At 57.1% G+C, this 24,814-nt stretch carries 26 protein-coding genes and 1 pseudogene; 20 read left to right on the top strand and 7 right to left on the bottom strand.

The features are described from left to right. Positions 1-230: 230 nt before the first annotated feature. From repB to BMZ35_RS19540, 4 genes are all read right to left on the bottom strand, one after another. Positions 231-1,199 carry a plasmid partitioning protein RepB gene (gene repB, locus BMZ35_RS19525; protein ID WP_242654869.1) on the bottom strand — a complete coding sequence of 323 codons (969 nt, stop codon included), beginning with the start codon at positions 1,197-1,199 and terminating at the stop codon, positions 231-233. Further along, a complete protein-coding gene (repA, locus tag BMZ35_RS19530; protein ID WP_009807965.1) occupies positions 1,199-2,398 on the bottom strand; it encodes a plasmid partitioning protein RepA in 1,200 nt (399 codons plus the stop codon). Before repA ends, repB begins: the two co-directional genes overlap by 1 nt. 341 nt (positions 2,399-2,739) lie before the next feature. Then, the gene (locus BMZ35_RS19535) at positions 2,740-3,648 is read right to left on the bottom strand and encodes a recombinase family protein (RefSeq protein WP_093096886.1); all 909 of its coding nucleotides are present in this window, start codon (positions 3,646-3,648) and stop codon (positions 2,740-2,742) included. A gap of 60 nt (positions 3,649-3,708) precedes the next feature. Then, complete coding sequence (locus tag BMZ35_RS19540) at positions 3,709-4,806, bottom strand: tyrosine-type recombinase/integrase (protein ID WP_423227769.1); 1,098 nt, start codon at positions 4,804-4,806, stop codon at positions 3,709-3,711. 126 nt (positions 4,807-4,932) lie between these two features. On the opposite strand from BMZ35_RS19540, the gene BMZ35_RS19545 reads away from it, so the two are divergent. The 6 genes from BMZ35_RS19545 to BMZ35_RS19570 all read left to right on the top strand — a co-directional run bounded on the left by BMZ35_RS19545 (position 4,933) and on the right by BMZ35_RS19570 (position 8,356). Then, complete coding sequence (locus BMZ35_RS19545; protein WP_093096842.1) at positions 4,933-5,793, top strand: DUF1403 family protein; 861 nt, start codon at positions 4,933-4,935, stop codon at positions 5,791-5,793. A gap of 2 nt (positions 5,794-5,795) precedes the next feature. Then, complete coding sequence (gene scpB / locus BMZ35_RS19550; protein WP_093096844.1) at positions 5,796-6,398, top strand: SMC-Scp complex subunit ScpB; 603 nt, start codon at positions 5,796-5,798, stop codon at positions 6,396-6,398. Then, positions 6,395-6,664, top strand: a complete 270-nt coding sequence (locus BMZ35_RS19555) for a WGR domain-containing protein (protein ID WP_093096847.1) — start codon at positions 6,395-6,397, stop codon at positions 6,662-6,664. Before scpB ends, BMZ35_RS19555 begins: the two co-directional genes overlap by 4 nt. Before the next feature lie 94 nt (positions 6,665-6,758). Continuing rightward, on the top strand, positions 6,759-7,031 hold the full coding sequence (locus BMZ35_RS19560; protein ID WP_093096849.1) for a CopG family ribbon-helix-helix protein: 273 nt from the start codon (positions 6,759-6,761) through the stop codon (positions 7,029-7,031). Next, entirely contained in the window at positions 7,031-7,315 is a 285-nt protein-coding gene (locus BMZ35_RS19565) for a type II toxin-antitoxin system RelE/ParE family toxin (protein ID WP_093096852.1), read from the top strand. The genes BMZ35_RS19560 and BMZ35_RS19565 overlap by 1 nt, the downstream gene beginning before the upstream one ends. Before the next feature lie 510 nt (positions 7,316-7,825). Next, the gene (locus BMZ35_RS19570; protein WP_093096854.1) at positions 7,826-8,356 is read left to right on the top strand and encodes a YecA/YgfB family protein; all 531 of its coding nucleotides are present in this window, start codon (positions 7,826-7,828) and stop codon (positions 8,354-8,356) included. A gap of 272 nt (positions 8,357-8,628) precedes the next feature. Here the strand turns inward: BMZ35_RS19570 and BMZ35_RS19575 are convergent, their stop codons facing one another. Together BMZ35_RS19575 and BMZ35_RS19580 are read right to left on the bottom strand one after the other, a co-directional pair. Beyond that, positions 8,629-10,140: a recombinase family protein gene (locus BMZ35_RS19575; RefSeq protein ID WP_093096857.1), complete on the bottom strand. Its 1,512-nt coding sequence runs from the start codon at positions 10,138-10,140 to the stop codon at positions 8,629-8,631. Between the two features lie 210 nt (positions 10,141-10,350). Next, on the bottom strand, positions 10,351-11,619 hold the full coding sequence (locus BMZ35_RS19580) for a type IV secretory system conjugative DNA transfer family protein (RefSeq protein ID WP_242654870.1): 1,269 nt from the start codon (positions 11,617-11,619) through the stop codon (positions 10,351-10,353). 93 nt (positions 11,620-11,712) lie between these two features. Between BMZ35_RS19580 and BMZ35_RS19585 the strand changes: the two genes are divergently transcribed. Next, a complete protein-coding gene (locus tag BMZ35_RS19585; protein WP_207503033.1) occupies positions 11,713-12,240 on the top strand; it encodes a DUF3768 domain-containing protein in 528 nt (175 codons plus the stop codon). 756 nt (positions 12,241-12,996) lie between these two features. Here the strand turns inward: BMZ35_RS19585 and BMZ35_RS19590 are convergent. Next, positions 12,997-13,731 (bottom strand): GntR family transcriptional regulator, encoded by a 735-nt coding sequence (locus BMZ35_RS19590; protein WP_093096861.1) that lies wholly within the window; start codon positions 13,729-13,731, stop codon positions 12,997-12,999. 144 nt (positions 13,732-13,875) lie between these two features. On the opposite strand from BMZ35_RS19590, the gene BMZ35_RS19595 reads away from it, so the two are divergent. The 13 genes and pseudogenes from BMZ35_RS19595 (at position 13,876) to BMZ35_RS19650 (ending at position 24,668) form a co-directional block, all read left to right on the top strand. Beyond that, complete coding sequence (locus BMZ35_RS19595) at positions 13,876-14,592, top strand: SDR family oxidoreductase (RefSeq protein WP_207503036.1); 717 nt, start codon at positions 13,876-13,878, stop codon at positions 14,590-14,592. A 50-nt stretch (positions 14,593-14,642) separates the two neighbouring features. Further along, positions 14,643-16,520: a TRAP transporter permease gene (locus BMZ35_RS19600; protein WP_093096863.1), complete on the top strand. Its 1,878-nt coding sequence runs from the start codon at positions 14,643-14,645 to the stop codon at positions 16,518-16,520. Positions 16,521-16,551: 31 nt separating this feature from the next. Next, on the top strand, positions 16,552-17,490 hold the full coding sequence (locus tag BMZ35_RS19605; RefSeq protein WP_093096866.1) for a TAXI family TRAP transporter solute-binding subunit: 939 nt from the start codon (positions 16,552-16,554) through the stop codon (positions 17,488-17,490). 55 nt (positions 17,491-17,545) lie between these two features. After that, a complete protein-coding gene (locus tag BMZ35_RS19610) occupies positions 17,546-18,454 on the top strand; it encodes a beta-keto acid cleavage family enzyme (RefSeq protein WP_093096868.1) in 909 nt (302 codons plus the stop codon). A gap of 24 nt (positions 18,455-18,478) precedes the next feature. Continuing rightward, positions 18,479-19,132, top strand: coding sequence for a CoA transferase subunit A (locus BMZ35_RS19615; protein WP_093096871.1), 654 nt, complete (start codon positions 18,479-18,481; stop codon positions 19,130-19,132). Further along, positions 19,132-19,410 carry a CoA-transferase gene (locus BMZ35_RS21350; protein ID WP_479725471.1) on the top strand — a complete coding sequence of 93 codons (279 nt, stop codon included), beginning with the start codon at positions 19,132-19,134 and terminating at the stop codon, positions 19,408-19,410. Before BMZ35_RS19615 ends, BMZ35_RS21350 begins: the two co-directional genes overlap by 1 nt. Continuing rightward, positions 19,365-19,796 (top strand): CoA-transferase, encoded by a 432-nt coding sequence (locus BMZ35_RS19620; protein WP_479725472.1) that lies wholly within the window; start codon positions 19,365-19,367, stop codon positions 19,794-19,796. Before BMZ35_RS21350 ends, BMZ35_RS19620 begins: the two co-directional genes overlap by 46 nt. An 11-nt stretch (positions 19,797-19,807) precedes the next feature. Further along, positions 19,808-20,341, top strand: coding sequence for a gamma carbonic anhydrase family protein (locus BMZ35_RS19625; RefSeq protein ID WP_093096873.1), 534 nt, complete (start codon positions 19,808-19,810; stop codon positions 20,339-20,341). 546 nt (positions 20,342-20,887) lie between these two features. Next, positions 20,888-21,568 (top strand): IS6 family transposase, encoded by a 681-nt coding sequence (locus BMZ35_RS19630; RefSeq protein ID WP_058284043.1) that lies wholly within the window; start codon positions 20,888-20,890, stop codon positions 21,566-21,568. 56 nt (positions 21,569-21,624) lie between these two features. Further along, a complete protein-coding gene (locus tag BMZ35_RS20680) occupies positions 21,625-21,801 on the top strand; it encodes a TRAP transporter large permease subunit (RefSeq protein ID WP_278247173.1) in 177 nt (58 codons plus the stop codon). Positions 21,802-21,870: 69 nt separating this feature from the next. After that, positions 21,871-22,416, top strand: coding sequence for an NADPH-dependent FMN reductase (locus BMZ35_RS19635; protein ID WP_093096876.1), 546 nt, complete (start codon positions 21,871-21,873; stop codon positions 22,414-22,416). Positions 22,417-22,654: 238 nt separating this feature from the next. After that, positions 22,655-23,409, top strand: a protein-coding gene (locus BMZ35_RS19640; protein WP_093096878.1) for an IS5 family transposase whose coding sequence is annotated in 2 segments (ribosomal slippage) — positions 22,655-22,964 and positions 22,964-23,409 — 756 coding nt in all. Because the reading frame shifts where the segments join, the coding sequence is not laid out codon by codon here. A 548-nt stretch (positions 23,410-23,957) separates the two neighbouring features. Next, positions 23,958-24,668, top strand: a pseudogene (locus BMZ35_RS19650) (IS6 family transposase). Positions 24,669-24,814 lie beyond the last annotated feature (146 nt).

The raw sequence follows: 24,814 nt of genomic DNA on the forward strand, positions 1-24,814 counted from the left end.
CACGACGACCGTTCGGCCCACAACTTCCCCGTCTCTTTCCTCGAATTTTCGCGGAAAAAGGCAAAAAATATCAGTCCACCGAATCGGTGACTCTTGACCGGTATGCTGGAGGTTGCTACATCAAAGATGCTAATCAGATGATGAGGGCTCTCCAGGGGAAACTTTGGGGGGCTCTTTTCTTTCGGGTCTTCGCTTTTCTCCTCTGCTCGTGTTGCTCTGTGTGGCCTGGGTTAGGACCCAGAGCCTCTCTCATTCCGCCACTGTACGAAGAGTTGCAAAAGCGTAGCTTCCGCGTGTTCTTCGAGCCATTGGCCGAATTCTGGATTGTCCTTCTTGGTGACCTTGAGAGCGATCGCCTTCTCATCGATTGTCAGCGTGCCCAATGAACTGCCGTTCTCATCATTGATGACCGAAGTCAGCCCACGATTGGGCGGCTTCTTGTCGCTACGTGCTTTGCTCGAGCAAGCCGAATAGACCGCTTGGAACTTTTCGGAACTAGGAGTGTCGTCGGGCAGGGCGGCGAGCGCCTCTTTGGCGATGTCCACCAAATCTACCTTCACCGATAAGGCAGCTAGCTCACCCCACTGCCGTCGTCCGATCCCATGTGCTGGCCCGATGAGTTGAACAAGACCGTCTGGCAGTTGTTCTATGACGACCCTGTGGTTGGATACGCCTTGCCGGGTCAGACCTAGAGCATCTTGAATGACACCGGGTTTGTACCCGGATTCTTGCATCTCTTTGATAAAAATAGACTTTTCTATAAAAGACGGATCAAGCCTGAGGTTGTTCTCCTGGCCTTGAGCGATCAGAGAGGCGTCATCGTCCAAGGTTCGAACAATTGCCTTGACCGTTCCACCGACCTTACGGATCGCCGCAAGCCTGCGGCGGCCGTAGATGATGCGGTATCTGTCCGGTTGGGCTGATGGACGGACCATGATGGGCACTTGTTGGCCATGCTTGCGAATGCTCTCGGCCAACTCATCGATACTGGAATCTTCCAGCACCAACCGATCGCGCAGCCCATCCATGTCAATCTGATCGGGTTCGATATCGCGAATCGAGTTTGCTGTGATCTCGCGCAAAGAGTCGCGCAATCCTCCAACAGATCCCGGCAGCTTTGCCGCTTTTGGCGGGGTAGGGGAGGGGGCTCCGCTCTCCGTCTCATTCCTTGGAGGCTGGTTGAAGATGTTTCGGGCCATTAGCGACGCCCCCATGCCATTTGGATCGTCTGCTCTAGCTCATCGCCAACGCCATTCACGCTGGTCAGGGCGCGATCAATTGTCTTTCTGATGAATTGGCTTGGATCGACTTCGTAGACGGTCTGCTGGGTCATCCCCGCGTCGGAGATCGCCGTAGACTTCAGCATCGGCTCTGTCATGACCTGACCTGCCAGAATTGATCTCAGGTAGCCTGCCATTTGGGTCTGCGGACCGTCCGACGGTTCATATCTGGTAATCAGGAACTTGACAAAATCCCATGTGACACGCCGACCGATGGCTTCCTCCACCGCCTTGACCGTTTCTGAAGCAAGCTTCAGGAATTGGCTCATGGATGCGATGTCAAGCATGCCAGGTACCACGGTAACCAAAAGTCCCGTCGAGGCTGCCAGCGCAGTCAGGGTTAGAAACCCAAGCTGAGGCGGGCAGTCGATCAGGACGATGTCGTAGTTTGCCTCAACCTCTTCAAGCGCCAAGGCGAGGCGCTCTGCAAAGATGGGTTGTACGCGACGGGCGAGAGCGTTTGCGGTCTCGGTTTCGTACTCCGAGAGCATCAAACCGGCGGGCACCATGTCGAGCTTATGGAAGTAGGTCTTTTGGATGACGTTCGAGAGAGGAACTTGGTCCTCATATCTCAAAGCATCATAGATTGTGCCGCCATCGGCGAACTCAAGCTCGGGCCGAAAGCCGAAAAACGTGGTCAAACTTGCTTGCGGATCGAGGTCTAGGACCAGCACGCGGTAACCGCGCAAGGCATACCTTTGCGCAAGATGAATCGTTGCAGTAGTCTTTGATGAACCGCCTTTGAAGTTGACGACGGATATCACCTGGAGACGATCGCCATCACGTCGACCTGGGCGGTAGCTTTCTGCGTTCTTTCCAGTGCGTCCAAGAACATCGCGCAACTCATCAATCTCTTGGGCTGTGTAGAACCGGTGTCCGCGGTTGTCTGTATGCACTTCCGGGAAGCTGCCGTCCTTGTGCCGGTTGCGCAGGTTAGATGTGCTTACGCGCAGGAGGCCGGCGACTTCGGTGGAACTGAAGCGGCGTAGGGACTTTCGTTCTTCGGGTTCGAAAGCGATCTTCATCTGGCGATCCAAAGACTCAGCCAGATTGTCGGCAAATGCTCCGATATCGGAAGAGCCTATGCCTTGCGTGTATCCAATGTTACGATCATCCATGTCCTGCCGCCCACTCTCGGCCTCTGTTGAGGCTCTTAGTCATTCTGACGGTGTACAGCGTGTCTGACGCGTTTTGCCGTCAGAATGGGAATGCCACGATCCAGTGAGTCCGGCAAGAAGAATCTAAATGTAGTGTGAAAGTTATCCACAACACCTATAGGTGTTGTCGTATAAAAAACTCAGCAAGTCATTGATATAGATATATTAAATGCAGATCTAACCGAATCGAGCCGCTACTCTGTTGAGTTGGCACATTAGCAGCTAACCCCAAGCAACTATTGGCACTTTATGCCTCCTGTGGAGTTTTCTCCCGGTGAAATTTTTTGGATTCGGGTCAGAAGCTACATCTGATCTTGGCTCGATTCGTACGGCATGAGGCCAAGTCGTTCCGCCCGCTCCAACAGCATTTTCACCGAAGACGGCTGCCATCTTGTTCGGCCACGAGGCGTGCGTTCGCGCATAGATTCCAGCCGTTCACAGATCGCTTGAAGCGTGATGTCGGGATCTGCGCCCTTGATGCCAGCAATAATTGCGGGCAGGCGGTCGTCGGTTTCGCGGCGCCCGGCGCGGGCCAGCACCTCGGCAGGCAGGAAGCCGTCGCGGACATAGGCCCTCACAGCGCGCAAGAGACGGCTTTGGGTCCAGCGACGCGCCTCGGGCAGGGGGCCGTTGATGATGCGCACAACGTCTTCCCAGGCCAAGTCGGGGCGCAACCGGCGCACTTGGGGCACCCAGTCTTGAGCCGTCTCGTTCAGCCGCTCCATGTAGCCGTCTTGCCGCGCGAGCCGCACCTTGCGAAGAGCGGCAGGGTCTTTGGCCCGCAGCCCAGGGTTCCCGCCCACGCGGCCCTTTGTGCGTGCGCTGGCAAGGCCGGCCTTGGTGCGTTCCCGGATCAGGGCACGCTCGAACTCGGCCGCAGCGCCCAAGACCTGCAACGTGAACTTGCCCTGGGGGGATCCAGTGTCGATCGGGTCCTGAATGGAACGAAAGAACGCACCCTTGGCCTCCAGCCGCTCGATCACCTCCAGCAGATGCGATAGGGATCGCGCGAGGCGGTCAATCCGCACGACCACCAGCGTGTCGCCCTTGGATACGCGTTCCAGCACCCGCGCCAGCACCGGCCGCGCACGATTGCCGCCCGAGGCTTGTTCTTCATGGATCTCGGCGCAGCCCGCGGATTTCAGGGCCTGCGACTGGGGCAGGGGGGTCTGATCCTCGGTCGAGACCCGAGCGTAACCTATCAGGGGCACCAAAACAGTCTTTCTGCAGTTTCATACATCGCTATTAAACGACCGATTGAAAGCTGAGGGCTATAGACCTGCGGCCTTGGTCAGGTTCACGCGGAACCGATCGCGGCGGCGCTGGTAGCGGCGAGTCATCTCGGCCGACGCGTGCCCCAGGTGCTTTTGCACGTAGCGTTCGTCGACCTCGGCCGAACTGGCGAGGCCGGCGCGCAGCGAGTGGCCGGAAAACAGCGCCAGCCGGTCTTTCTCCGGCAGCTCGGATCGGATACCCGCGTCCATGACAGTACGCTTGATCAGGCGCGCGACATGTTTGTCGTTCAGTCTGGTTTCGGACGCTCGTTTGCCATCCCGTGAGGTGCCGACGAAGACCGGACCGAAGTCGATCTTGGCGAAATGCAGCCACTGCTCGAGCGCACGCACGGGGCAGGTCTGATCACTGGAGCCGCGGCCGATCTCGACCTCGCGCCAGCCGGTCTTGGCGTTGAGCGTGAGCAGGGCACCTTTCTCCAGGATCTCGATCCAGCCGCCGGAATCCGGCGTATCGTCTTTGTGCACGTCGAGGCTGACGATCTCCGAGCGGCGCAGGCCTCCGGCGTATCCAAGGAGAAGGATTGCCCGATCCCGCAGCCCGCGCAGGTCATAGGGCAGGGTGGCGACCATCGCGAGGATGTCTTCTGCCAGGATCGCTTCCTTCTGCATCGGGGGGCGCGCGTGCTTGCGCCTGATCCCGGCGAGCACCGTCGCGATGTGGCGGTTCTTGCGATCAAGGGCAAAGCCGCGCTGCGCATAGTTCCAGCCAAGGCCGGACAGTCGCCGGTCGATGGTGGACACCGACAGGGCAGGAGAGGGTCCCGACCCGGACGCCAGATCCGCGAGGTAGAGCCCGATCATTTCCGGCGACGGAGGCAGCGGTTCCGTGCCCTTCATCCGGCACCAGCGCGCGAAGTGCGCCCAATCCTTCGCGTAGGCCTTCAGCGTGTTGTCAGACGCCGCCGCGCGCGCATAGTCGCGGGCGGTGTCGACCAGCCGGTCAAGCGTGCCGGAGCCCGCCACAAAGGACGGCAGGCTCAAGGCCTCGCTGTCGGGGCGATCTCTCTCGCTGTTCTCGTTGGACGAAGACCCGATTGGCACCTCTGAGCGCGATTTCTCGTGGTTTTCTGACATGTTGCTGAGCATATTCTTCTATGTCCGATAATGCAAACTTATTGGACATTATTTGATCCGGCAAGGCAGGGCGGTTTCTACAGTATTTTGTGGCTAAAAGCGCCGCCAACGTCTATACTCAGTAGAATGACATATGCCGGGCATGCTCTTGACGACGACCTGACCACCCTACCGCGGCTGCCCGCCTGGGTCACCGTCGCGCAGGCCGAAACTCCTGAAGATGTGGCCTTTTTGTCGGGCGCTGCCCTCACCCACCTGCATCTGCTGCTCCAAAATCCGACGGTCCCCGCTTCCCTCTTGCGGGATCGCTTGGCACTGCTGGCGGCCGACGCCTGCCTGAAGCGCGCGGGTCGTTCTGAACGGGCTGCGGAGTTGCGGGACGAGGTCCACCTGGCCCGGCCCGGAGATACCCTGGGACCTGGCGGCGCGGTGTTCGCAAATTGGCGGGCACAAGTGCGTGCGCCTTTGAAGTCTCCGGGGCGCGGGCAGGGGGCGCCGATTGTCGCCGCGGCAATCGCCCTGCAAGAGGCCCTGAACGCACACCCGGGCGATGAAGGGACTGCCCTGATGGTTGCGGACGCGGCTTTGTCCGCGTCCCTGGGCTGGCGTCATACGTTTCCATTGGTGTCCTTGGGTCTGTCCCGGCGCGATCTCCAAAAGAGGGACGCGGCTCTGCAACAGGCCTGTTCCAGGGCCGTCCTGACAGGCAGCCGGGAGGTGGCGCCGCTGGTGCAGGACCTGGCCCGGCGGGTTTCGCGCTTGCGGGAGGTCGCACCAAAACTGCGCGCGAAAGGGGCAGGGGCCGCGGTGAGGCTGTTCGAGGAACAGGATGCGCTCTCCCCTTCCCTGGCGCTCTCCCCAATCGTGAAGGGCAGCACCTGCCGTATGACCGGCCGGTCGGCGCGACGTCTCTGTGATCGTCTGGTCGAGCTCGGCGCGGTGCGCGAGTTGACCGGGCGTGATACGTTCCGGCTCTACGGGCTGTAGCCATGCCCAAGGATCGTGCCGATACCGATTTCGACCGGGAACTCGACGCGCTGCCGCCAGAGCTGCGCTGGCGCGAATGGATGCGGCGGATCGAGGCAGTGCTATTTGCCAGTGCATCGCCGGTTCCCACCCGTGACCTGGCGCGGGTGGTCGGGCAGGGTGCGTCGGTGGACCTCTTGATCGAAGACCTGCGTGCCGATCTGGAAGGTCGGCCCTATGATGTGGTTGCGGTTGCCGAAGGGTGGTGCCTGCAAACGCGCGCGGCTTATGCGCCGGTCATCCGCATGGCCGCGGACGTGGCCGACCAGGCGCTGGACCTGAAAGAGGCCGATGTCGCCGTTCTCGCGGCGATCGCCTATCACCAGCCGATCACGCGGGACGGGCTGAAGGAGATCTTTGGCAAGGAGATCAGCCGCGACCTGATCGGGCGGCTGCACGCCCAGGACTTGATTGCAACCGGCCCACGCAGTCCACGCCGTGGGGCGCCCTATACATTCGTGACCACCGATAGGTTCCTGTCTGTCTTCGGCCTGTCGTCTCTGCGCGACCTGCCGGACCATGAAGCATTGCAGGATGCTGGTCTGGCCGGGCAGGGGGAGGCATGACGGCCCCGGGGCTCGATATCCGGCTGGAAAAGATCGTGCCCGCGCTGCGGCAAAGGCGGTATTATCATCTCTCGCTTGTGCAGACGTTGTTCGGCGAATGGTGCCTGACCCGTACATGGGGCCGGATCGGCGCTGCGGGAGGACAGTCGAAGACGGAATATTCCGAGTCCCAAGAGGCCGCACTGGCGTCCCTGTCGAAGCTGAAATCCACAAAGTGCCGCCGAGGTTATGCCGTCATCCCAGTGCAGCTGGAGTTGTTTGACTGAGATCGCAATCCCACGATCACAACCAAAGTTTTGCAGGGGCAGGGTGCATGTGTTATCATGTACACATATGAACAACTTTTCACAGAGGCATGGGATGGCAGAGCGCGCAACCGTTACGTTTCATACGACGCCGGAAACCAAGGCCCGACTTGATCGTCTTGCGATGATAACCCGTCGCAGCAAGTCATTTCTGACCAACACCGCGGTCGAACGCTATCTCGCAGAAGAAGAAGCCTTTGTGGCCGCAGTTGAAGAGGGACTTGCACAAGCGGAGGCCGGGCAGGTTGTCGACCACAAGCAGGCTACTGGCTATCTACGCAGCCTCACATCCCCTTCTCCCCTACCTAGGCCGCAAGCAAAATCGTGATGACGCCGGTCTGGACACCGCGGGCACTGGAAGACATCGCGGAAGTCATCTCCTACCTGGCTGCCGAAAACCTGCAGGCAGCAGATGATTTGCTTGCGCGTTCACTTGACCTTGTCGAAGGGACGCTGGTTTCACAGCCAAATGTTGGTCGGCCCGGGCGCGTTGAAGGCACAAGGGAGGCTGTTGTCTCACCATCCTACATTCTTGTTTACCGCGTCACAGCACATCAGATCGAAATCCTGGCGTTTCGACATACGTCGCGCCTTTGGCCGGATCAGTTCTGAGTCGAATTGAAGTGGCATGTCGCGATTGGCGCTGGTATGTCCTCGCGGCTTTCGCGACAACAATTGCGCAAAAAAACCGAGGTGCGACAGCATCGATTTTGCACGTGACCGCCATTCATGGCCTTGGTCGCTACGGCAAAAGCCAAACTGCGGTCAGTCGCGTTTGGTGCTTGATGAACACAAGGTATTTTCCGATATGCGCAGCGCAGCGCATTCTGTCGTGAATCGGATTATTCTTCTGGGACAGGGCTCTTGAAGTCCCTTCCTCCCTGATGGACTGGCCGGCTCTTCAGAGCCAGCCTTTCTGCACAGAGTCAGCGCCCGTTCCTGACCGCTACACAAGAACGCCAAAAGGTTGTCGAAAGCGCGTGCGAACCCAAGGAATAATCTCCCTTTGAGGCGTCTCTTGCGTCAGCCGCCCTTTTCGTCGGCGGCATCTTCAGTATAGACACTTGCGAGCATCCCAAGCGGGTTTGCCACGCTTCAAGAAATGCAACGCAGATCCCCAATATGAACGATCTGGATCGCCTGGACGCCTATCTGTCTTCGGAACTGAGCCCGGAGACGTCGATGGGCCTGTCCGACCTCGATGGATATCTGACTGGAGCCATCTGCATGTCCGGCATGCCATCTCTGCAGGCCTGCCTGGCGGCGACATTGGGCGATCCAGCGCGGGTGCCAGAAGATATCCTGAATATCGTTATCAAACGATACGAGGCGATCCTCGAGCGCCTGTGTTCAGGCCGGATCTTGGAACCGGTCTTTTGGCAGGCGCCAGAGGGTCACGTGATTGCGATGGACTGGTGCGAGGGCTTCATGGGCGCTGTGAAGGCTCACTTGGAGCCTTGGCAAGCGTTCATGCAGACTGACATTGGGGCGCAACTCATGACGCCGATCCTTGTGCATCTGATCGACGACGAGGGAAATTCGCGGTTCGGTATCCACCAAGAAGATCTCGATGCGGTGTTGGACATGGCGGCCGCCAAAATCCCGGAGAGCGTGACAGAAATATTCGCGGCATTGCGCAGTGCAAGAATTTAGCGGACGGCTTGCAGAAGTCATCCCGGGTCCGTTCGCCAAGGTAATTCCCTTTCCTGGCATCGACAGTTGGATATGCCGTCGTCCCGGTTCAGACGAAACACTGGCAAACGTGGCGTATTGGTTCCTGATGGCCCAGTTCCATGCTCGACGCCTTCCGTGCGGGTAGGGGCCTCGCGGCCGCGTCGTCGGCCTATTGACCGTTCAGGTTACTTTGATTGCGGGTCAATCTGGTAGCGTGTGTCCCGCACGCAAGCCTCGAAAACCGGAATGCTTCAGGTCTGGCTGACTTTCTCCTTTAGTGTCGGCAAAAACTTCGTCAGCCGCGAAAACTCCGGATGAGTTCGAGATGTGTGTCGATATGGGGCACCAGAGAAGACAGGTTGGAAAATGTCGCGTGTCTGAAGCCAATTATGCGGCTTCAAATCGACGTTTTTCCCGACCACAATTCGGTTCGAGAAGGCGTTTTCGACGATTTCGCGTTTTTCCGCCGGCGTGGCGCAAATGTGAAGCAGGGTAAGGTTTTTCATCAGTTCGAGGAAATCCATGCGGTCCTGCACAATCTGCCTGGGATCAGGCAGTGCCGCGCGTTCTTCACGGCGGACCCGGATGGACAACTCCAAAGCCTGCTTTTTCTCTTGGAAGGTTCCTCGATCGATGTCGCCGTCGATAAGCAAGTCTGCCAGTCGTTGTAAACGCGTTTCTTCGCGAGCAATTTGCAGAGAAAGTGCTTCGCGCTGCGTGGCCTGTTCCTGCTCACATTGATCTTTAGCCCACGCGTTCCGAAGCGCCGTTGCCTGTTCCGGTGTGAGCTGTAAGCGTGTCAAAGCCGAAAAGATTTCGGCATCCAAGCGATCCTCGCGAATGGTCTTCGTTTCGCAAGGCGGGGTTTGGCAGCGATAGTACACGTGTCCCTTTTGAAGCTCTGGCGACATTGCAGCGCCGCAAAGCCCACAGCGAAACAGCCCTCGATAACGGTGCTTGTGTCGTGTGATTTTCTTTCCACAGCGGCCATTCTTGAGGGCCTGTACCTGCTGGTAAAGGGACGTCGACACGATTGGCTTGTGGACGCCCTCATAGCTCTGACCGGTGCGGCGGATAACAATCAGCCCGGTATAGAACGGGTTGTTCAGGATCGTCGCGATACCGTGCAGGCTAAGCGGTTTGTCGTTGTTGTTGCGCAGGCCACGGCGATTGCTCTCGACCTGTAAGGATCGCAACGAGTACTTACCTGTGGCGTAAAGCTCGAACATTTCGCGGATCAGGGGCGCTTTCTTTGGATCAGGAATTTTGGGTTTCCCTTTTCCCTGGTCGAGGTAACCGATTGGCGCGCGGAATGGATAGAGGCCCTGCTTGAGCCTGCCCGTCAGCCCCTTGATGGTTTCGTCGCGCAGGTTGCGGATGTAATCGGCGGCGATCACCGCTTGGATATCGGCCGTGAGACGGCCGCCTCGAGAGGTGAAGTCGAGGCTTTCCGTGGCAATATGTACGTCAATGCCGAGGTCGGGCAGTTCAGTGACCATGGCCCAATCGCGCATGTTGCGGGCAGAGCGGTCGATCTTGTGCATGATGACGCCCTGTGCCTTACCGCGTTTGAGCTTCCTAAGCATCTGGTTGAAGATGGGCCTTCCGCCTTTGGCGGCGGTCTGTTTTTCCTCGAACCACTCAATCACCGAAAGACTTTGCCGGTCGGCAAAGGCCTGGATCGCTTCTTTCTGAGCAATGAGCGAAACACCCTCACCCTGTCTCTGGGTGCTCACCCGGATGTAGCCGAAGCAGGTTTTCATATGTCATTGGGGGTTATTCTCCGACTCTACCATATTCTCGGATTCTGGCGAGTCCGGCGTCTCAGATAACGGCCAGGTGCCGTCGGCCAGCATGCGCAGGTACATGCGCTTGCAGAGCGCCAGGTGGCGCTGAAGTTGTGGGTCAAGATTGGCAGGTTCGCGGGTCATCAAATAAGGTTACCAACCCAAGCGGGTAGCTCGTAGACCCTGTCAGCCCTCGCCCTGACGCCTGACCGGCGGCAGCGCGGTCATGGTAAAGGGCGGGCTTGGTGCACCGTCGATCAGCATGCGCACAAACGCGCGGTGATTGGGCTGATTGATCAGGTCACGTGTATCGACGCCACCAAGTTGTGCAGACAGCATTGGTGCATCTGCCGCGCCGATGCGGAAAGTGATCATCGTCCCGACTTTGCCCAGCACGGACGCCAGAACATTTGCCGCGGTCTGGCTGGTATGCTGTTGAGCAAGGATGACCCCCAGCCCATATTTGCGGGTCTCCGACAGGAGATCGGCGAGAGAATCCGTGGTGAAGCTGTGGAACTCATCGATATAGAGAAAGAAAGGTCGTCGCATATGACCGGGTGTCATCGTTCGAGTAAAGGCCCCATGGATTAAGCTGGAAACCAAGAGACCACCCAGGACATTCGCGATGTCCGAGCCGAGGCGACCGCGGGCAAGATTGACAATCAGGACCTGGCCCTCATCCATGATTCGGCGCAGGCGCAGCGGTTCCGCCGGGTCGCAGATGGCGCGACGGATAACAGGATGCGACAGGAAGGCACCGAGCTTGTTGGCAATCGGTGCAATGCCGTCGGCGGCAGTTTTGTAGTTCATCGCTGGAAATTCCTTCTGCCAGAACTGCAGCAATTGCGGATCGGTGACCCGCGAGAGCGCTTCCGTCCGAAACTGGCGGTCCAGGAACAGGGTCAGGATATCGCTGAGGTCTGCGCGCGGTTGGTCCAAGAGCACCAGAAGGGCCTGGCGGAGGAGGTGCTCCATCCGCACGCCCCAGGCTTCTGCCCATTGCTTTTGGAACGTGTCGATCAAGCCGGAGGCCACGAGTGGTCGCAGGGCCGGAGATGTGCGTGTCAAAGGATTGTATCCATAGGGACTTGCGTCGTTCGCCACATCCCAATAGAGAGCCGCGTCTCCCAGTTCTGTGGCCAGTTCTTTTGCGAGGTCGCCATGCGGGTCGATCAGACAAAATCCCGTGCCCTGGCTCGCATCTTGTCGAGCCATGTTGGCAAGGAGCGTCGATTTGCCAGTGCCGGTTTGACCGAGGATGTAGCAATGCATCAGCCGGTCCGATATCCGCAGGCCGAAGCGAATATCGCCATAGCGGTAGTGCGCAAGTCCAAGCGTGGTGATGGGGCTGGCGTTTGACATCATCCTACTAGTGTCGCTGGAGAGTAGCATCCGGGATACGCCCTGCGACCCATCCGCACTGACCGCGTCTGACCTGGAGTAGGAAACCGTCATCCAAAACGGCAGACTGGAGCCAGATTGTTCCTGTCTCCTTTCGAGGGGTGCGCCCGAAACCTTCGGGCGGCCACCCTGCGCAAGGAGACAAAGATGGCAAATGAAATTGAGATCTGGGACATGGTCGGGGCCTATCCGACCTGCGGCAACTGCGGCTCGACCCACGTCGTCCGTGATGCCTGGGCAGAGTGGAGCGTGGCTGCGGGTGATTGGATTCTGAAGACCGTGTTCGACGACTTCGCCTGCGACCGATGCGGTGAACCCAACAAGCCGGTTTGGAAGCTCGACAAAGACTTCCGTACCAAGCGGATTGCGCGGCTCAATGACGCCACACGCCATGGCGAGCTCGAGCATGCCACGGTCGTAGTGACATCCGGAGTTCGGGCTTGGGGCGAGGATTTCTTACGCAAGGCCGCCCACGCGGTCATCGCGTTCGATGATTTTACCGAAGACAACGATCCGCATGGGGAGCGTGATTTCGGAGGCGTTGAAGTGGATGGCCAAAAGCTTTTTTGGAAAATCGACACCTTCGACCCGAAACTTGAGCGCCATTCGCTCGACGCGGCCAATCCCAACATCACCCACCGGGTGCTGACCATCATGCTGGCCAGCGAATACTGACCGCAAAGCCCGCCTCGAGAGGCGGGCTTTTCTTGCGTGGGATCAAGATTGATCGGTTGAAGTCCACTTTGTGTCGAACCAGATAGGTCGATGTCTGGAAGCGAATCCGGCCCATTGCTGCCGACCTCTGATGGGCATCGCTGCCGAGTTGCGGCTCGTCAGAGCCGACATTCGCGGCAAGTGCATAGTTACAAGTGTAGTGGAGGTCTGGATCGCGGACTATCCGGACCTGCGCGCGTACAGCGGATGTAGGTGCAGAAACCGCTAGATCTACCTCGCGCCCGCAGCAGCGGCGTTACGGTGACGCGGCGATTTTCCGTCGACGGTTCGCTTAAACGGGTCCAACGCAGACGCCTCCAAACTCACTCTTTGTTGCGCCCCAGTCTTACAAATGCGGAACAGGACAAAAAGATGCTTACATGATCTGAATAAACGATGTCAGGCGCGAAAAACCTTGCCGTAAAAGTTTTGATTGGCGGTGTTCAATAGAGAACTTTGGTGTTTGGATGAAGGCAATTCTGCCGTTGGCCTCCTGACGGCCCACGAGAACTGGGACCGCACAATTTACCTAAGGGCATACGTATTTGCACTGCATTTACGCAAAATCGGCAACGCGCAGGTAAAAACCTATAAGGCTACGAGATTCAGGGAAGGGTATATAGGTACCGATCTTCATAAGGAAACTCAACCTAGCCGAAGCAGTGACCAATACTTCAACTTGCCGTTCCACCAAGATGCGCCTGCCTCACGACACGATTATTTGGATGGAACCCTCAGATCCGGGACCCAATTGTCTACTTCTGCTGCATGCGCTGCCTTCATGTACTGAAAGAGTTCGTCTGAGGCAGCCGCAATGTCGGACTGGATTGCGTCTCTCGCCGCGTCGGCATCTCCTGCTTGCAATGCCGCCAAGCAGGCGCGATGGAACTGCATTGAGCGTTGCCGACTTTGCGATGGTTGCTCGGCCGCGTCTATCAAGACAGGAAGCCTGAGATAAGGCCCAGACCGGAGCCATAGGTTTTCGATTATATGTAGCGCCACATCTGAGTGAGCCGCTTTGTAAATGGACCTGTGAAATGCCCAGTTCAGGGTAAGGTAGGTGTCTGCGTCACCCTTGGCCAAGGCGGCATCCATAGTATCGCATAGGTCCGACACCTCCTTGATTTCATCGGATGTGGCGCGATCGGCTGCAAGTTCTGCCGACAGGCCCTCAATCGCAGCTCTTAGGCGGTGGATGTCTTTTAGTTCCCCGACGGACAGATTGGGAATCATCAAAACTCTGTTGGGGCCTCTTACCAGAACAAATTCGGCCTCGAGACGACTTAACGCATCTCTCACAGGTGTTGCACTTACTTCGAATTTTTCAACAAGCCGGCGGATGCTGAGTGCCTCACCGGGCGAGGCTTGCCCCGTCAGAAGGCTTTGCCGGATGCGCCGATAGATCGCGTCTTGAGTGGTCTCCTTCGAATTTTGTGATTTTGCATCAAACATTTGGCGCTCTTCATCTGAAGGGAATTATCTATTCTGTATACTCTGAAATCAATGCGACAGCAAGTAGTAGTCAAACTTATTGACAGATGTGACCTCATTCATCTACAAGTGTTATCACACTTAGGGTCGAGGTCCGATATCATCATGTCCGAATATGTTCTGATTACAGGAGGTGCCCTGAACATAGGCGCATCGATCACTCAAAGAGCTATCGAAGACGGTCTTACGCCGATTGTTCTGGACATTACCGCGCCCGAGGTGGACGGGGTCGAATTCCACCAGGTGGACCTTCTGGACCGTACAGCGACAGAGGCAGTGCTGGCCAAGGTGACCGAAGGGCGGAAGATCAACCGACTTGTCAACAACGTTGGGATCGTGAAACCTTCCCTGCTGGCCGACCTGGACTTCGGCGATTTTGACACGATAATGCATCTCAACCTGCGTTCGGCCATGCTGTGCGCCAAGGCAGTGCTGCCAGGTATGCGCGCGGATGGGTTCGGTCGGATCGTCAATACTGCAAGCCGGACGGTTCTGGGCAAGGAACGGCGCACCTTTTACGCTTCGAGCAAGGCAGCGCTGGTCGGCCTCGCGCGGACCTGGGCGATCGAGTTGGGACCTTTGGGCATAACGGCAAACGTCGTCGCTCCTGGCACGATCGGCACCTCGGCGTTTTTCCGGAACAACCCCGCGGATGAGCCGGAAACGCAGGCGATCATTGACGCCATTCCGGCCGGACGCATCGGCACCGCCGAGGATGTGTCGAATGCTGTCAGTTTCTTTTTGCAGGAACAGGCCGGGTTCGTGAACGGGCAGGTTCTTTATGTATGCGGCGGACTGACTGCCGGGCGCGCGCCGGTCTGAGCGCACATGGGCCGGGTCGAACCGGTGATGACCCCATAGGGAGAATAAGAATGAAACAAGCTATTTCGAAATACGGAATGATCGCGACGCCCATCATGCTTGCCATGGCGGCATTTCACGTATGGGTGGTGCTTGTCGGGGCGCCGCAGGTCTTTGTATTTCGCGGAACGCATTTGTTGTTTGGGCTGACACTGGTGTTCATCCTGTTTCCGCTGGTGCGCAAGGAATCGTCCCTGTTCCTGCCATCGCGCATCCTTGACGCCGGGCTGGTCGCGCTGACCATTGTAGTCATCGGGTACCTGTTTGTCGCAGAGGATTACATCTTACGCCGCTTTGCTCTTGTCTCCCCACTGAAACCCATTGACCTGTTCTTCGGCACGTCATTCGTATTGCTGGTGCTGGAAGCGGCACGCCGTACCGTGGGCATAGCACTGCCCCTGGTTGCGATAGCGTTCCTCGCCTTCGGCATGATCAATGCAAACCTCAGCTGGTCGTATCTCGTTGATGTGAACTACCTGACGACCGAAGGCATCTTGGGCATTCCGATCAGCGTTTCGGCGACCTATATCACGCTCTTTGTCCTGTTCGGGGCATTTGTCGAGAAATCTGGTGCCGGGCAATTGTTCATCGATTTCGCCATGGCGATTGCAGGGGCGTCAACCGGCGGTCCGGCCAAGGTGGCCTGCCTGACCAGCGCGCTGTTCGGAAGCATTTCCGGCAGTTCCACTGCAAATGTCATGACCACGGGAACTTTCACCATCCCTCTGATGAAGCGGCTGGGATACAGGCCACATTTCGCCGGTGCGGTTGAGGCGGTCGCATCGACCGGCGGCCAAATCATGCCGCCGATCATGGGAGCAGCGGCTTTTGTCATGGCCGAGTTCATGGGGGTCAGCTATCTGACAGTGCTGAAAATCGCGCTTGTTCCTGCCATGCTCTATTTTGTCGCCGTGTTCTTTGCGATCCATTTCGAAGCCAAGCGGATGAACCTGCGCGGCATGGACCGGGCCGACTTGCCGGACCTGCGCGAGGTGATCTTTAAGCGCGGCCATCAAATATTGCCGCTTGTCATTATTGTTGGCACCCTTCTTGTCGGTTACAGCGCACCATACGCAGCTCTGATCGGCATGGCATCAGTCTTTCCGATCGCAGCTTTGCGGCGTGAGACACGCAGCGCGGTTACGCTTGCCAATTTTGTTGATGCCGTTACCTCGGGAATTCGCAATTCTCTGCAAGTGATCATGGCATGCGCATCGGCAGGGATTGTAGTTGGTGTAATCGGTTTCAGCGGTATCGGCATCGAGTTTACAGAGCTTGTTTCGGCCGCTGCACGCGACAACCTGGTGCTTGCGCTTGTGCTGACGGCCATTGCCGGGGTCATTCTTGGCATGGGATTGCCGACGACGCCCGCATATATCGTGCAGGTGGCATTGCTCGTGCCCGGCCTCGTTGCACTGGGGGTCCGGCTGGAAGCCGCGCATCTCTTCGTGCTCTATTTCGCCAGCCTTTCAGTCATCACGCCGCCGGTTGCGATTAGCCTCTTCGCCGCCAACAGCATCTCTGGGGGCAAGCTGCTACCTTCCAGCATCGCTGCACTGAAGTTGGCCGCGACTGGATACGTGGTGCCGTTCATGGCCGTCTTCGGTCTGCCGTTGTTGCTGATCGGAACGGGGATGCAGATCTTAATTACGGTCTCTACAGCCCTGATCGGCGTGATCGGCCTGTCGGCGGGACTACACGGTTTCTTTTTGACGCGCTGCAATCTGCTGGAACGCCTGACGCTAGTCGCGTTCTCTCTTGTGCTGATGATGCCCGGCGTCTGGTTCAACGTTCTTGGGCTGTGCGGCGCATCCATCATTCTGATCGTGCAAGTTCTGCGCCGCAGAGCCGCCCCGACACAATCAACCCCAGCGTCTGACAGTGTCTGACATATTACCAACCAACCGGAGGAGTAAATCAATGAAACTTATCAAATCAATTGCGGTAGCAACTGCATTTACGGCGGCATCGACCGGAGCACAGGCGGAAGACCTTGTGTTCCTGACCGGAAGCCAGGGCGGCACCTGGTTCCCGATGGGCGCCGCGATGTCGTCGCAAATTACCGAGCGCCAGCCCGACCTTTCCATTCAGGTGCGCCCGGGCGCCAGCCTGTCCAACGTCGTCGCCGTGGAAACCGGTCAGGCGCAACTGGCACTCGGCAGCTCGATTTCGACTGTCGATGCGATCAATGGGGTCGGCAGCTTCGATACCGCCGTTACCAATGTCTGCAACATCGCCAAGCTCTATCAGTTTATTGTGCAGGTCGTCGCGGTTGACATGGAAATGGATAGCCCGGCCGATTTCGAAGGCCGCGCCATGTCTGTCAATCCGCGCGGGAACGCCTCGGAAGTGACGGCGCAAATGGTTCTGGGCACATTCGGCGTGACCTATGACGATCTGTCCAAAGTCAACTTCGCCGCTATGTCGGACCAAGCCAACATGATGAAAGACGGTCAGGTTGACGGCTTCATCCAGACAACCACGGTCCCGGCAGGTGTTGTGATGGATATTGCTGCATCGCGTGATGTAAAGCTTCTCCCCATTCCCGAAGAGAATGTCGCGGCACTGACCGCACAGAATGCTGGTTTCCGCCCATACGTCATCCCTGCAGGCAGTTACCCGTTCCAAGATGAAGACGTTCCGACCGCTGCATTTGGCACACATATCATGACTGGCTGTGATCAGGACGAAGAACTGATCTACAACATCACCAAAGATCTGGCCGAGACCATGTCAGAAGTCGCCGTGTCTGTCGCCGCGCTGAAAGAAGTCGATGTGGCACAAATGGCCGAGGACATTGGTGTGCCGCTGCACCCCGGTGCCGAACGCTACTACCGTGAAGTTGGTGTTCTTCAATAAATTACTGTCCCGCGGGCCTTGCCCGCGGGACATTTTGATCTGACCGGAGAAAGTCATGCAATCCAAGGTTATTATCACCGCGGCCGTAACGGGCAATATCGTTAAGCCTGAACAGCATCCTGACCTTCCGATTACGCCCGAACAGATCCTACAAGCTGTTCTGGACAGTGAAAAAGCTGGAGCCGCTATTGCGCATATTCATGTGCGCGATCCCAAAACCGGAAGTCCCAGCATGGATCTTGGGCTTTATCGAGAGGTGGTCGAAGGCATCCGGGCCGAAGACTCGGACATCCTGATCAACCTGACCACTGGGCCAGGAGGACGGTTCGTTCCCACCCCCGGCAATCCAAGGGTTCCTGATGTGGGAACGACGCTCTTGCCGCCCGAAAAACGCGTCGAACATATCGCCGAGTTGAAACCGGATATCTGTACGTTGGACTTGAACACCATGTACTCCGGCAATTCGGTCGTGATCAACACCCCGGACAATGTGCGCGTAATGGCGGGCATCATACGCGAGGCGGGGGTTCTGCCGGAACTGGAATGTTTCGACACCGGTGACCTGCATCTAGCCAGAGATCTGCTAGAGGACGGAACACTGGATTCACCGCCAATGTTCCAACTGGTGATGGGAGCGAAATACGGATTTAACGCCGCACCGGACACGTTGCTTTACGCGCGAAATCTGTTGCCGAAAGCTGCGAACTGGGCTGCTTTCGGGATTGGGCGGATGGAATTCCCCGTTGTCGCTGCTGCCTACATCGCGGGTGGGCATGTTCGCGTGGGTATGGAGGACAACATTTATATTTCACGGGGACGATTGACCAAAGGCAACGGAGAACTGGTTGCCAAGGCAAAGCAGCTTGTCACAATGCTGGGAGGCAGTGTCGCGACGCCAGACGACGCGCGACAAATATTGGGCTTGGCGAACACGGCTTCGCACCCCGCTCCGCAACTGGCCTGACGTCACCGTCATGAAAGCAATCTCATGAAACCGGTTCTCTCCCCAGCAGAGGTGGCCGCTCAGGTGCAAGACGGCGCGCGCATCATGATTGGCGGGTTCATGGGCGTGGGCAGCCCGCATCGTATGATTGACGCGCTCGTCGCGCGAAACCTGTCCGACCTGACGATAATCGCCAATGATACAGCGATGCCAGGGTACGCCATCGGCAAATTGATAGCAGCCGGATGTGTGTCGCACCTGATCGTGTCACATATCGGGACAAACCCGCAAACGCAGACCCGTGTGATCGAAGAGGAAATCTCGATTGAACTCGTCCCGCAGGGCACCCTGATCGAACGCATTCGTGCCGGTGGCGCGGGTCTGGGCGGGGTTTTGACGGCAACTGGACTGGGGACGGAAGTCTCCAAAGACAAACAGGTCGTCACCGTAGAAAACCGCGCCTATCTTTTGGAAACGCCGCTCAAGGCCGATGTCGCGCTGATTGCCGCGCAGCAAGCTGACTATCTGGGAAATCTCATCTACACGCTGACCGCCCAAAACTTCAATCCGACCATGGCAATGGCCGCGGACACGGTCATCGCCGAAACAAATTCCATTGTGCCGGTTGGCGTTATTTCGCCGGACGCGGTTCGAACGCCTGGTTGCTTGGTCGACTATCTGCTGGAAAGGCCGATCTGATGGCACATGATAATCCGAAAGAAGTCATTGCCCGTCGCGTCGCTCAGGAAATCAAACCGGGCATGATCGTCAACCTAGGCATTGGCCTGCCCAGCCTTGTGGCCGGGTATGTGGCGCAAGAGAAGAACATTGTTTTTCACGCTGAGAACGGCCTGATCGGACTGGGAACGCGGCCACCAGAGGGGATGGAAGCCAAGGAGTTACGGATGCGGGAGGCGGGTTCGTCAGCGCCGTGCCCGGCGCAGCTGCGATCAGCTCAGAGACAAGTTTCGCGTTGATCCGTGGCGGTCATCTTGATTTGACTATCTTGGGTGGGCTGCAGGTCGATGAACGCGGTTACTTGGCGAATTGGTCCATTCCCGGCAAACTGATACCCGGCATGGGCGGCGCGATGGACTTGGTAACAGGCGCACGCATGGTTATCGTGGCTATGACCCACTCGGCCAATGGAACCTCGAAATTGGTTCGGCGATGCTGTTTTCCGTTAACAGCAGAGCGGCGCGTCGATCTGATCGTGACCGAATTGGGCGTGTTTCGACCCGTCGATGGCGGCCTGCATCTTCTGGAAAGGGGGTGCGGTGTATCTGTGCAGAAAGTGCAAGATGAGACGGAGGCCACTATCATTCGCGATCGGGATGTGCCGGAGATTGACATCACAGCGTAAGGAGGATTTCGTTGAAAGGCAAATGCTATAGTCTCAAAGGAAAGTCGCCCGATTGGCAAAACCAGGACGGGGTCTGGATTGCACCTGGCGCCCACGTCATTGGCGACGTTACTCTGGGGAACAAATCTTCAGTTTGGTTCAATGCTGTAATCCGCGGTGACAACGAACCCATCGTCATTGGCCCAAGGTGCAATATTCAAGACTTGGTGACGATGCACACTGATCCGGGATTTCCGTTAATCCTGGAGGCGAATTGCACGATTGGGCATCGGGCTATTCTGCACGGATGTCGGATCGGAGAAAACAGCCTAGTAGGAATGGGCGCAATACTTTTGAATGGTGCGCAGATCGGGAGCAATTGCCTAGTCGGCGCAGGGGCCCTTGTCACGGAAGGCAGTTCCTTTCCCGATGGTTCATTGATTGTCGGTGCGCCGGCCAAACTGAAGCGGGCTTTGTCGCCAACAGAAGTGAACGGTCTTAGGGCGTCCGCCGACCGATATGTTAGAAAGGCTTCGTCCTATTCAGATAAAATGCGCGATCTGTAGCGTCGAATTTTTCCCTAGGCAGCAATTTTCTACTATGTCGGTTCTAAATGACACATTTATCGGCCCGAATGAGCAAAGGTTGGTGCATGGCGCAAGAGTCGCATGAGATAAGTCACCCACGACATGATCATTGGATGTCGGCTTTCACCGGCTCAGGCTGTCGGGTGACCTCTTGCAGCGAATGACGGCAATCCGCCCATCGCCCGAAAACATAATGCGCAAAGGGCAAGGTTTGCCTCCGAATTCAAACTAGCTCCGATCCGACATGAGTTATCCCCAGGTCCCGCGGCTTTCAGCCAGCTGACCGTGATAGAATAAAGTCGGACGTTCCCTCAAAATCGGAGATATTCTCATGTCCCTCATGCTTCATGCAGGAGCGGAGGCCGTCGACTATGACGTCCTGCGCCAATTACCGACCCCCGAGTCTACCCCGACACATGTTCCGATCGCGCATTGCGCAGGGTTCTGTTGCAAACTTTTTGCCATTGACGCTCAAGAACGCAGAGAGTGAATAGCAGCCCGTGTAATTCAGCCGAAAGTCGGTTCATGATTTCTTTTAAGGGTGCGCAATATCCGAAGGATGTGATCCTATTCGCGGTCTTCTTCTACGTTCGATACGGTGTTTCATACCGTGACCTGGAGGAAATCATGGGTGAGCGCGGTGTTTCGGTGGACCACACTACACTGAACCGCTGGGTGAAAAGATACTCCAGTGCGATTGCTGAGGCCGCGCGTCGCCGCAAAAAATCTTGCGACCGTTCTTGGAGAATGGACGAGACCTACATCAAGGTGAAAGGGGTGTGGGTATATCTCTACCGAGCTGTCGACAAGCACGGTAAGACGCTTGATTTCATGCTTTCGCAGCGTCGAAACAAACCTGCCGCCACCAAATTCTTTGCCCGGACACTGGAGGTCAACGGACTCCCGAGAAAGATTGTCATCGACAAAAGCGGAGCTAACACGGCTGGCATCAAGGCCATAAACAAGATGTTGAAAGGCTTTGGTTGCCCGATCCCAATTGAAATGGTCAGGCGGAAATACTTGAACAACATTGTGGAGCAGGATCATCGTTTCATAAAAAGACGAACCCGCCCGATGCTGGGGTTCAAAGCCTTCGCATCAGCAGCAGCAACATTGGACGGAATCGAAGTGGCGCACATGATCCGAAAAGGCCAAATCACGCCCGGACTCTGTCCGTTTCGCCAGTTCGCGGAACTTGCCTCTTAAACCTGCTGCTACAGCGCGTTCACTTCAGCCAACCAAAACTTCGCAACAGAACCCTGATCACGCCCCCTGTAGGAATGAATCTGTTCGTGGTCAAAGCCGCAGCACCATCCACCTCAATGAGCAGTATATACCGCGCGATCCTTCCCTTTCTCGCCGCAGATGTGATCCGGCTGACATTGATTGCGACGCTGCCGGCCCTGTCTCTTTATCTGGTGAAGTTGGCTTATGGCTGACCCTTACTTCGCCCACTCCTAGCAATTTCCATGCCCAGCAAGGCTTCTAACTTTACGAACGGACAAATCATGAAACTTTTTGGCGTCGCGGCGTCCACCCGCGAAAACTCCCTAAACCGGCATTTATTCGATCGCGTTGCCGCGCAGATAGAGGAGCATGGCCACCAAATCACGGTGGCGGACTACACAATTGTCGAGAACTTACCGCTCTACACGGCTGCGCGTGAAATCGACCCTGGTATTCCTGACGAAGTACAAACGATGGCACGGGCGATCTTGGACGCAGACGCGCTGGTAATCTCTTCACCCGAGTACAACTTCTCAATTCCAGGGCCCTTGAAAAACGCTCTAGACTGGATCAGCCGCATCAAACCTTCGGTTTTAACTGGAAAGCCAGTTCTCTTGTTGGCAGCGTCCGCCAGCCCTGTTGGTGGCTGGCGCGGTCTGGCCGCTCTACGTGTACCACTGACCTGCCTCGGTGCACAGGCACTGCCGTGGGAAATCACGCTGGGTGGGGTCACATCGCGGGACGCCATTGACGCAAGCTTGGCGCTTGAGGTCACTCGCCAGCGTGTGGATATGGCCATTTCCGCACTATTGCGCGACCACGTTTGAAGATGCTGCCTGTCCGTCGTCAAGGTTTTTCGGAGAGCTGAGAGTGTATCGTAACGGAGGCTCCGGTTTGGGGGTGTCAAACAGAGCCCAACCCGCCTCAGCTTCTCACGAACGGCAGGAACTTAGGTGGCGCAAAGCTGACGCTGACCTGCCACGGGATTTTTCCTCCATTTAGAACTAGGGCCTGTTAACACTATTACGTAGTGCTGTTTGATTCTAAGTATCTGTTATGAAATAGATAACAGAAAATCAATACGCGCTGATCCAGCCCTACTTGCCAGTCCAGCCCGGGAATGTGCGGGTTTCGAACCTAACGGTGATCAACGCCATCCTCTTTGTCGCCGAGAACGGCTGCAAATGGCGGGCCTTGCCACCACGTTTCGGCAAGTGGCACACGGTTTACACCCGGATGCGCCGTTGGGCCGACGCGGGCGTTTTGGACCGGCTGTTTGATGCTCTTCAGAAGCACCACATGATCCGCGTGTCCGTTGATTGTCTGGGCCTCGACAGTACGAGCGTCAAAGTGCATCCCGATGGTACCGGCGCGCCCAAAAAAACGGACCGCAAGCCATCGGTAAGTCGCGTGGTGGCTGGAACACCAAAGTCCACCTGATCGCCGCAAATGACCGTTTTGCACTGACATTCAGCCTATCTGGTGGGAATGCGCACGACGCGCCCGAACGCCGCGCCCTGCTGGAAGGCTGGCGGTCACCGCCCCAAGGCGCTGCAATGATTATGGGCCGGGCCTATGAGGGCGACGAAACGCGCCAGTTGGTACTTGACCTAGGCATGGTCCCGGTTGTTCCGCCAAAGGCGAACCGGCTGATCAAATGGGATTACGATCGGGCCATCTACAAGCGGCGCAACGAGGTTGAACGCCTGTTTCGAAAGCTGAAAGGATACCGGCGCATCTTCTCAAGGTTCGAAAAGCTGGACGTCATGTACCGCGCTTTCCTGAATTTCGCCCTAATCGTCGATATGATTAAGTGTTAACAGGCCCTAATAAAAACGAGCTTTCGAGCCAACATGTCTTGCGCAGGTACGGAATATCATTTCCCGATGTGCTTGCTCGCTGGTTCTGATGATGTGACTAAACAAACCTGCGAGCGGCAGGTGGCAGAACTCACCGCATTCGCAGAACGCGGCGCCTATGACGTGGTTCATGTCTTCAAAGAAACAGCCTCGTGGCCCTCAGCCAGTCGCGCAGCCCGAAATCAGAATCCTAAATCTTACGTACGCCTGTCAGATTAATGCCATCGTAGTCAGAAAGTTTTCCCGGTTGGGGGCACTCCACCCAAGAACTGCTCGCTACCCTCGATCAGCTGGCTGGTTGGAAGGTCTCGATCATGGCGATGAATGGCATGACTTTCGAACTCGACAAGCCACATGCCCTCTTGATGGCCACTATGCCGGCACGGATCGTCCATGACCTTGGCATCTCAAGCAACACAACCACAGATTTCGTCAAGCGGCACAGTAATCATGCTTAGCTTGGGCATTGCCAAGTTGTTCGCGGTCTCGTTTTCGCCTAGGTGACGGGGATGAAAATACCATTCGATTTGCCGCGTCTGAAAGGCTTCCGTTTTCCGCACGAGATCATCGCATACGCGGTTTGGGCCTACCATCGCTTCGCTCTGAGCACGGCGGATGTTGAAGACCTGCTGACCGAACGCGGAATGATCGTCAGGCGGGAAACCGTCAGGCAATGGGTGAACCGGTTTGGCGCCCACTTTGCAGATTGTGTCAGACGTGACCGTCCGGCAGGGGCGGACAAATGGCACTTGGACGAAGTTGTCGTGCCGATCGGAGGCGCAAAATACTAGCTCTGGCGGGCGGTAGACTCGAACGGCGACGTTCTGGATATTCTCGTCCAACTGCAGTGAAACGCCAAAGCGGCAAAACGTTTTGTGAAGCGATCGATGGCGCGTTTCGGTGATCCAAGCGTTGTGATTACGGACAAATTACGCAGCTATATCAAGCCGATCCGTCATCTCGCCCCAAATGCGGACCACCGGGCGCACAAGGGATTGAACAACCTCATTGAAGGCGCACATCAGCCGACCCGGAAACGCGAGAAGCTGATGGGGCGTTTCAAATCCCCGCGCCAGGCGCAAAGGTTCCTCGACGCCCACGACCAGATCAATGTCGTTTTCCGTCCCCGCCGCTGCCGAATGTCAGCCAACGCCTACCGCCAGACCAGATCCGACGCGTTCAATCTGTGGTACGGATATGCACGCAAAATGAACGCCTGACGACACAGCCTACGGCTAATCGTGTCCAGCATCAGACAACTTGGCAATGCTGGTCCTGACCCTTCTGTATCTCCACTTTGTTATGCTGCCCCCGTCAGCGACCTTGGCCGAGGCTGCTGACGGGGCGGTGTATGGCGTCTGAGCCT

The organism is Shimia aestuarii, assembly GCF_900114635.1.
Taxonomy (GTDB): Bacteria; Pseudomonadota; Alphaproteobacteria; order Rhodobacterales; family Rhodobacteraceae; genus Shimia; species Shimia aestuarii.

Bases quoted from the DNA above. Each gene is read 5' to 3' on its own strand.
- BMZ35_RS19560 (WP_093096849.1), top strand. From the start codon at position 6,759: ATGGCAGAGCGCGCAACCGTTACGTTTCATACGACGCCGGAAACCAAG.
- BMZ35_RS19555 (WP_093096847.1), top strand. From the start codon at position 6,395: ATGACGGCCCCGGGGCTCGATATCCGGCTGGAAAAGATCGTGCCCGCG.
- BMZ35_RS19565 (WP_093096852.1), top strand. From the start codon at position 7,031: ATGACGCCGGTCTGGACACCGCGGGCACTGGAAGACATCGCGGAAGTC.
- BMZ35_RS19600 (WP_093096863.1), top strand. From the start codon at position 14,643: ATGAAACAAGCTATTTCGAAATACGGAATGATCGCGACGCCCATCATG.
- scpB (WP_093096844.1), top strand. From the start codon at position 5,796: ATGCCCAAGGATCGTGCCGATACCGATTTCGACCGGGAACTCGACGCG.
- repA (WP_009807965.1), bottom strand. From the start codon at position 2,398: ATGGATGATCGTAACATTGGATACACGCAAGGCATAGGCTCTTCCGAT.
- BMZ35_RS19605 (WP_093096866.1), top strand. From the start codon at position 16,552: ATGAAACTTATCAAATCAATTGCGGTAGCAACTGCATTTACGGCGGCA.
- BMZ35_RS19585 (WP_207503033.1), top strand. From the start codon at position 11,713: ATGGCAAATGAAATTGAGATCTGGGACATGGTCGGGGCCTATCCGACC.
- BMZ35_RS19540 (WP_423227769.1), bottom strand. From the start codon at position 4,806: ATGTCAGAAAACCACGAGAAATCGCGCTCAGAGGTGCCAATCGGGTCT.
- BMZ35_RS19635 (WP_093096876.1), top strand. From the start codon at position 21,871: ATGAAACTTTTTGGCGTCGCGGCGTCCACCCGCGAAAACTCCCTAAAC.
- BMZ35_RS21350 (WP_479725471.1), top strand. From the start codon at position 19,132: ATGGCACATGATAATCCGAAAGAAGTCATTGCCCGTCGCGTCGCTCAG.
- BMZ35_RS19545 (WP_093096842.1), top strand. From the start codon at position 4,933: ATGACATATGCCGGGCATGCTCTTGACGACGACCTGACCACCCTACCG.
- BMZ35_RS19570 (WP_093096854.1), top strand. From the start codon at position 7,826: ATGAACGATCTGGATCGCCTGGACGCCTATCTGTCTTCGGAACTGAGC.
- BMZ35_RS19610 (WP_093096868.1), top strand. From the start codon at position 17,546: ATGCAATCCAAGGTTATTATCACCGCGGCCGTAACGGGCAATATCGTT.
- BMZ35_RS19580 (WP_242654870.1), bottom strand. From the start codon at position 11,619: ATGACGGTTTCCTACTCCAGGTCAGACGCGGTCAGTGCGGATGGGTCG.
- BMZ35_RS19595 (WP_207503036.1), top strand. From the start codon at position 13,876: ATGTCCGAATATGTTCTGATTACAGGAGGTGCCCTGAACATAGGCGCA.
- BMZ35_RS19575 (WP_093096857.1), bottom strand. From the start codon at position 10,140: ATGAAAACCTGCTTCGGCTACATCCGGGTGAGCACCCAGAGACAGGGT.
- BMZ35_RS19630 (WP_058284043.1), top strand. From the start codon at position 20,888: ATGATTTCTTTTAAGGGTGCGCAATATCCGAAGGATGTGATCCTATTC.
- repB (WP_242654869.1), bottom strand. From the start codon at position 1,199: ATGGCCCGAAACATCTTCAACCAGCCTCCAAGGAATGAGACGGAGAGC.
- BMZ35_RS19590 (WP_093096861.1), bottom strand. From the start codon at position 13,731: ATGTTTGATGCAAAATCACAAAATTCGAAGGAGACCACTCAAGACGCG.
- BMZ35_RS19615 (WP_093096871.1), top strand. From the start codon at position 18,479: ATGAAACCGGTTCTCTCCCCAGCAGAGGTGGCCGCTCAGGTGCAAGAC.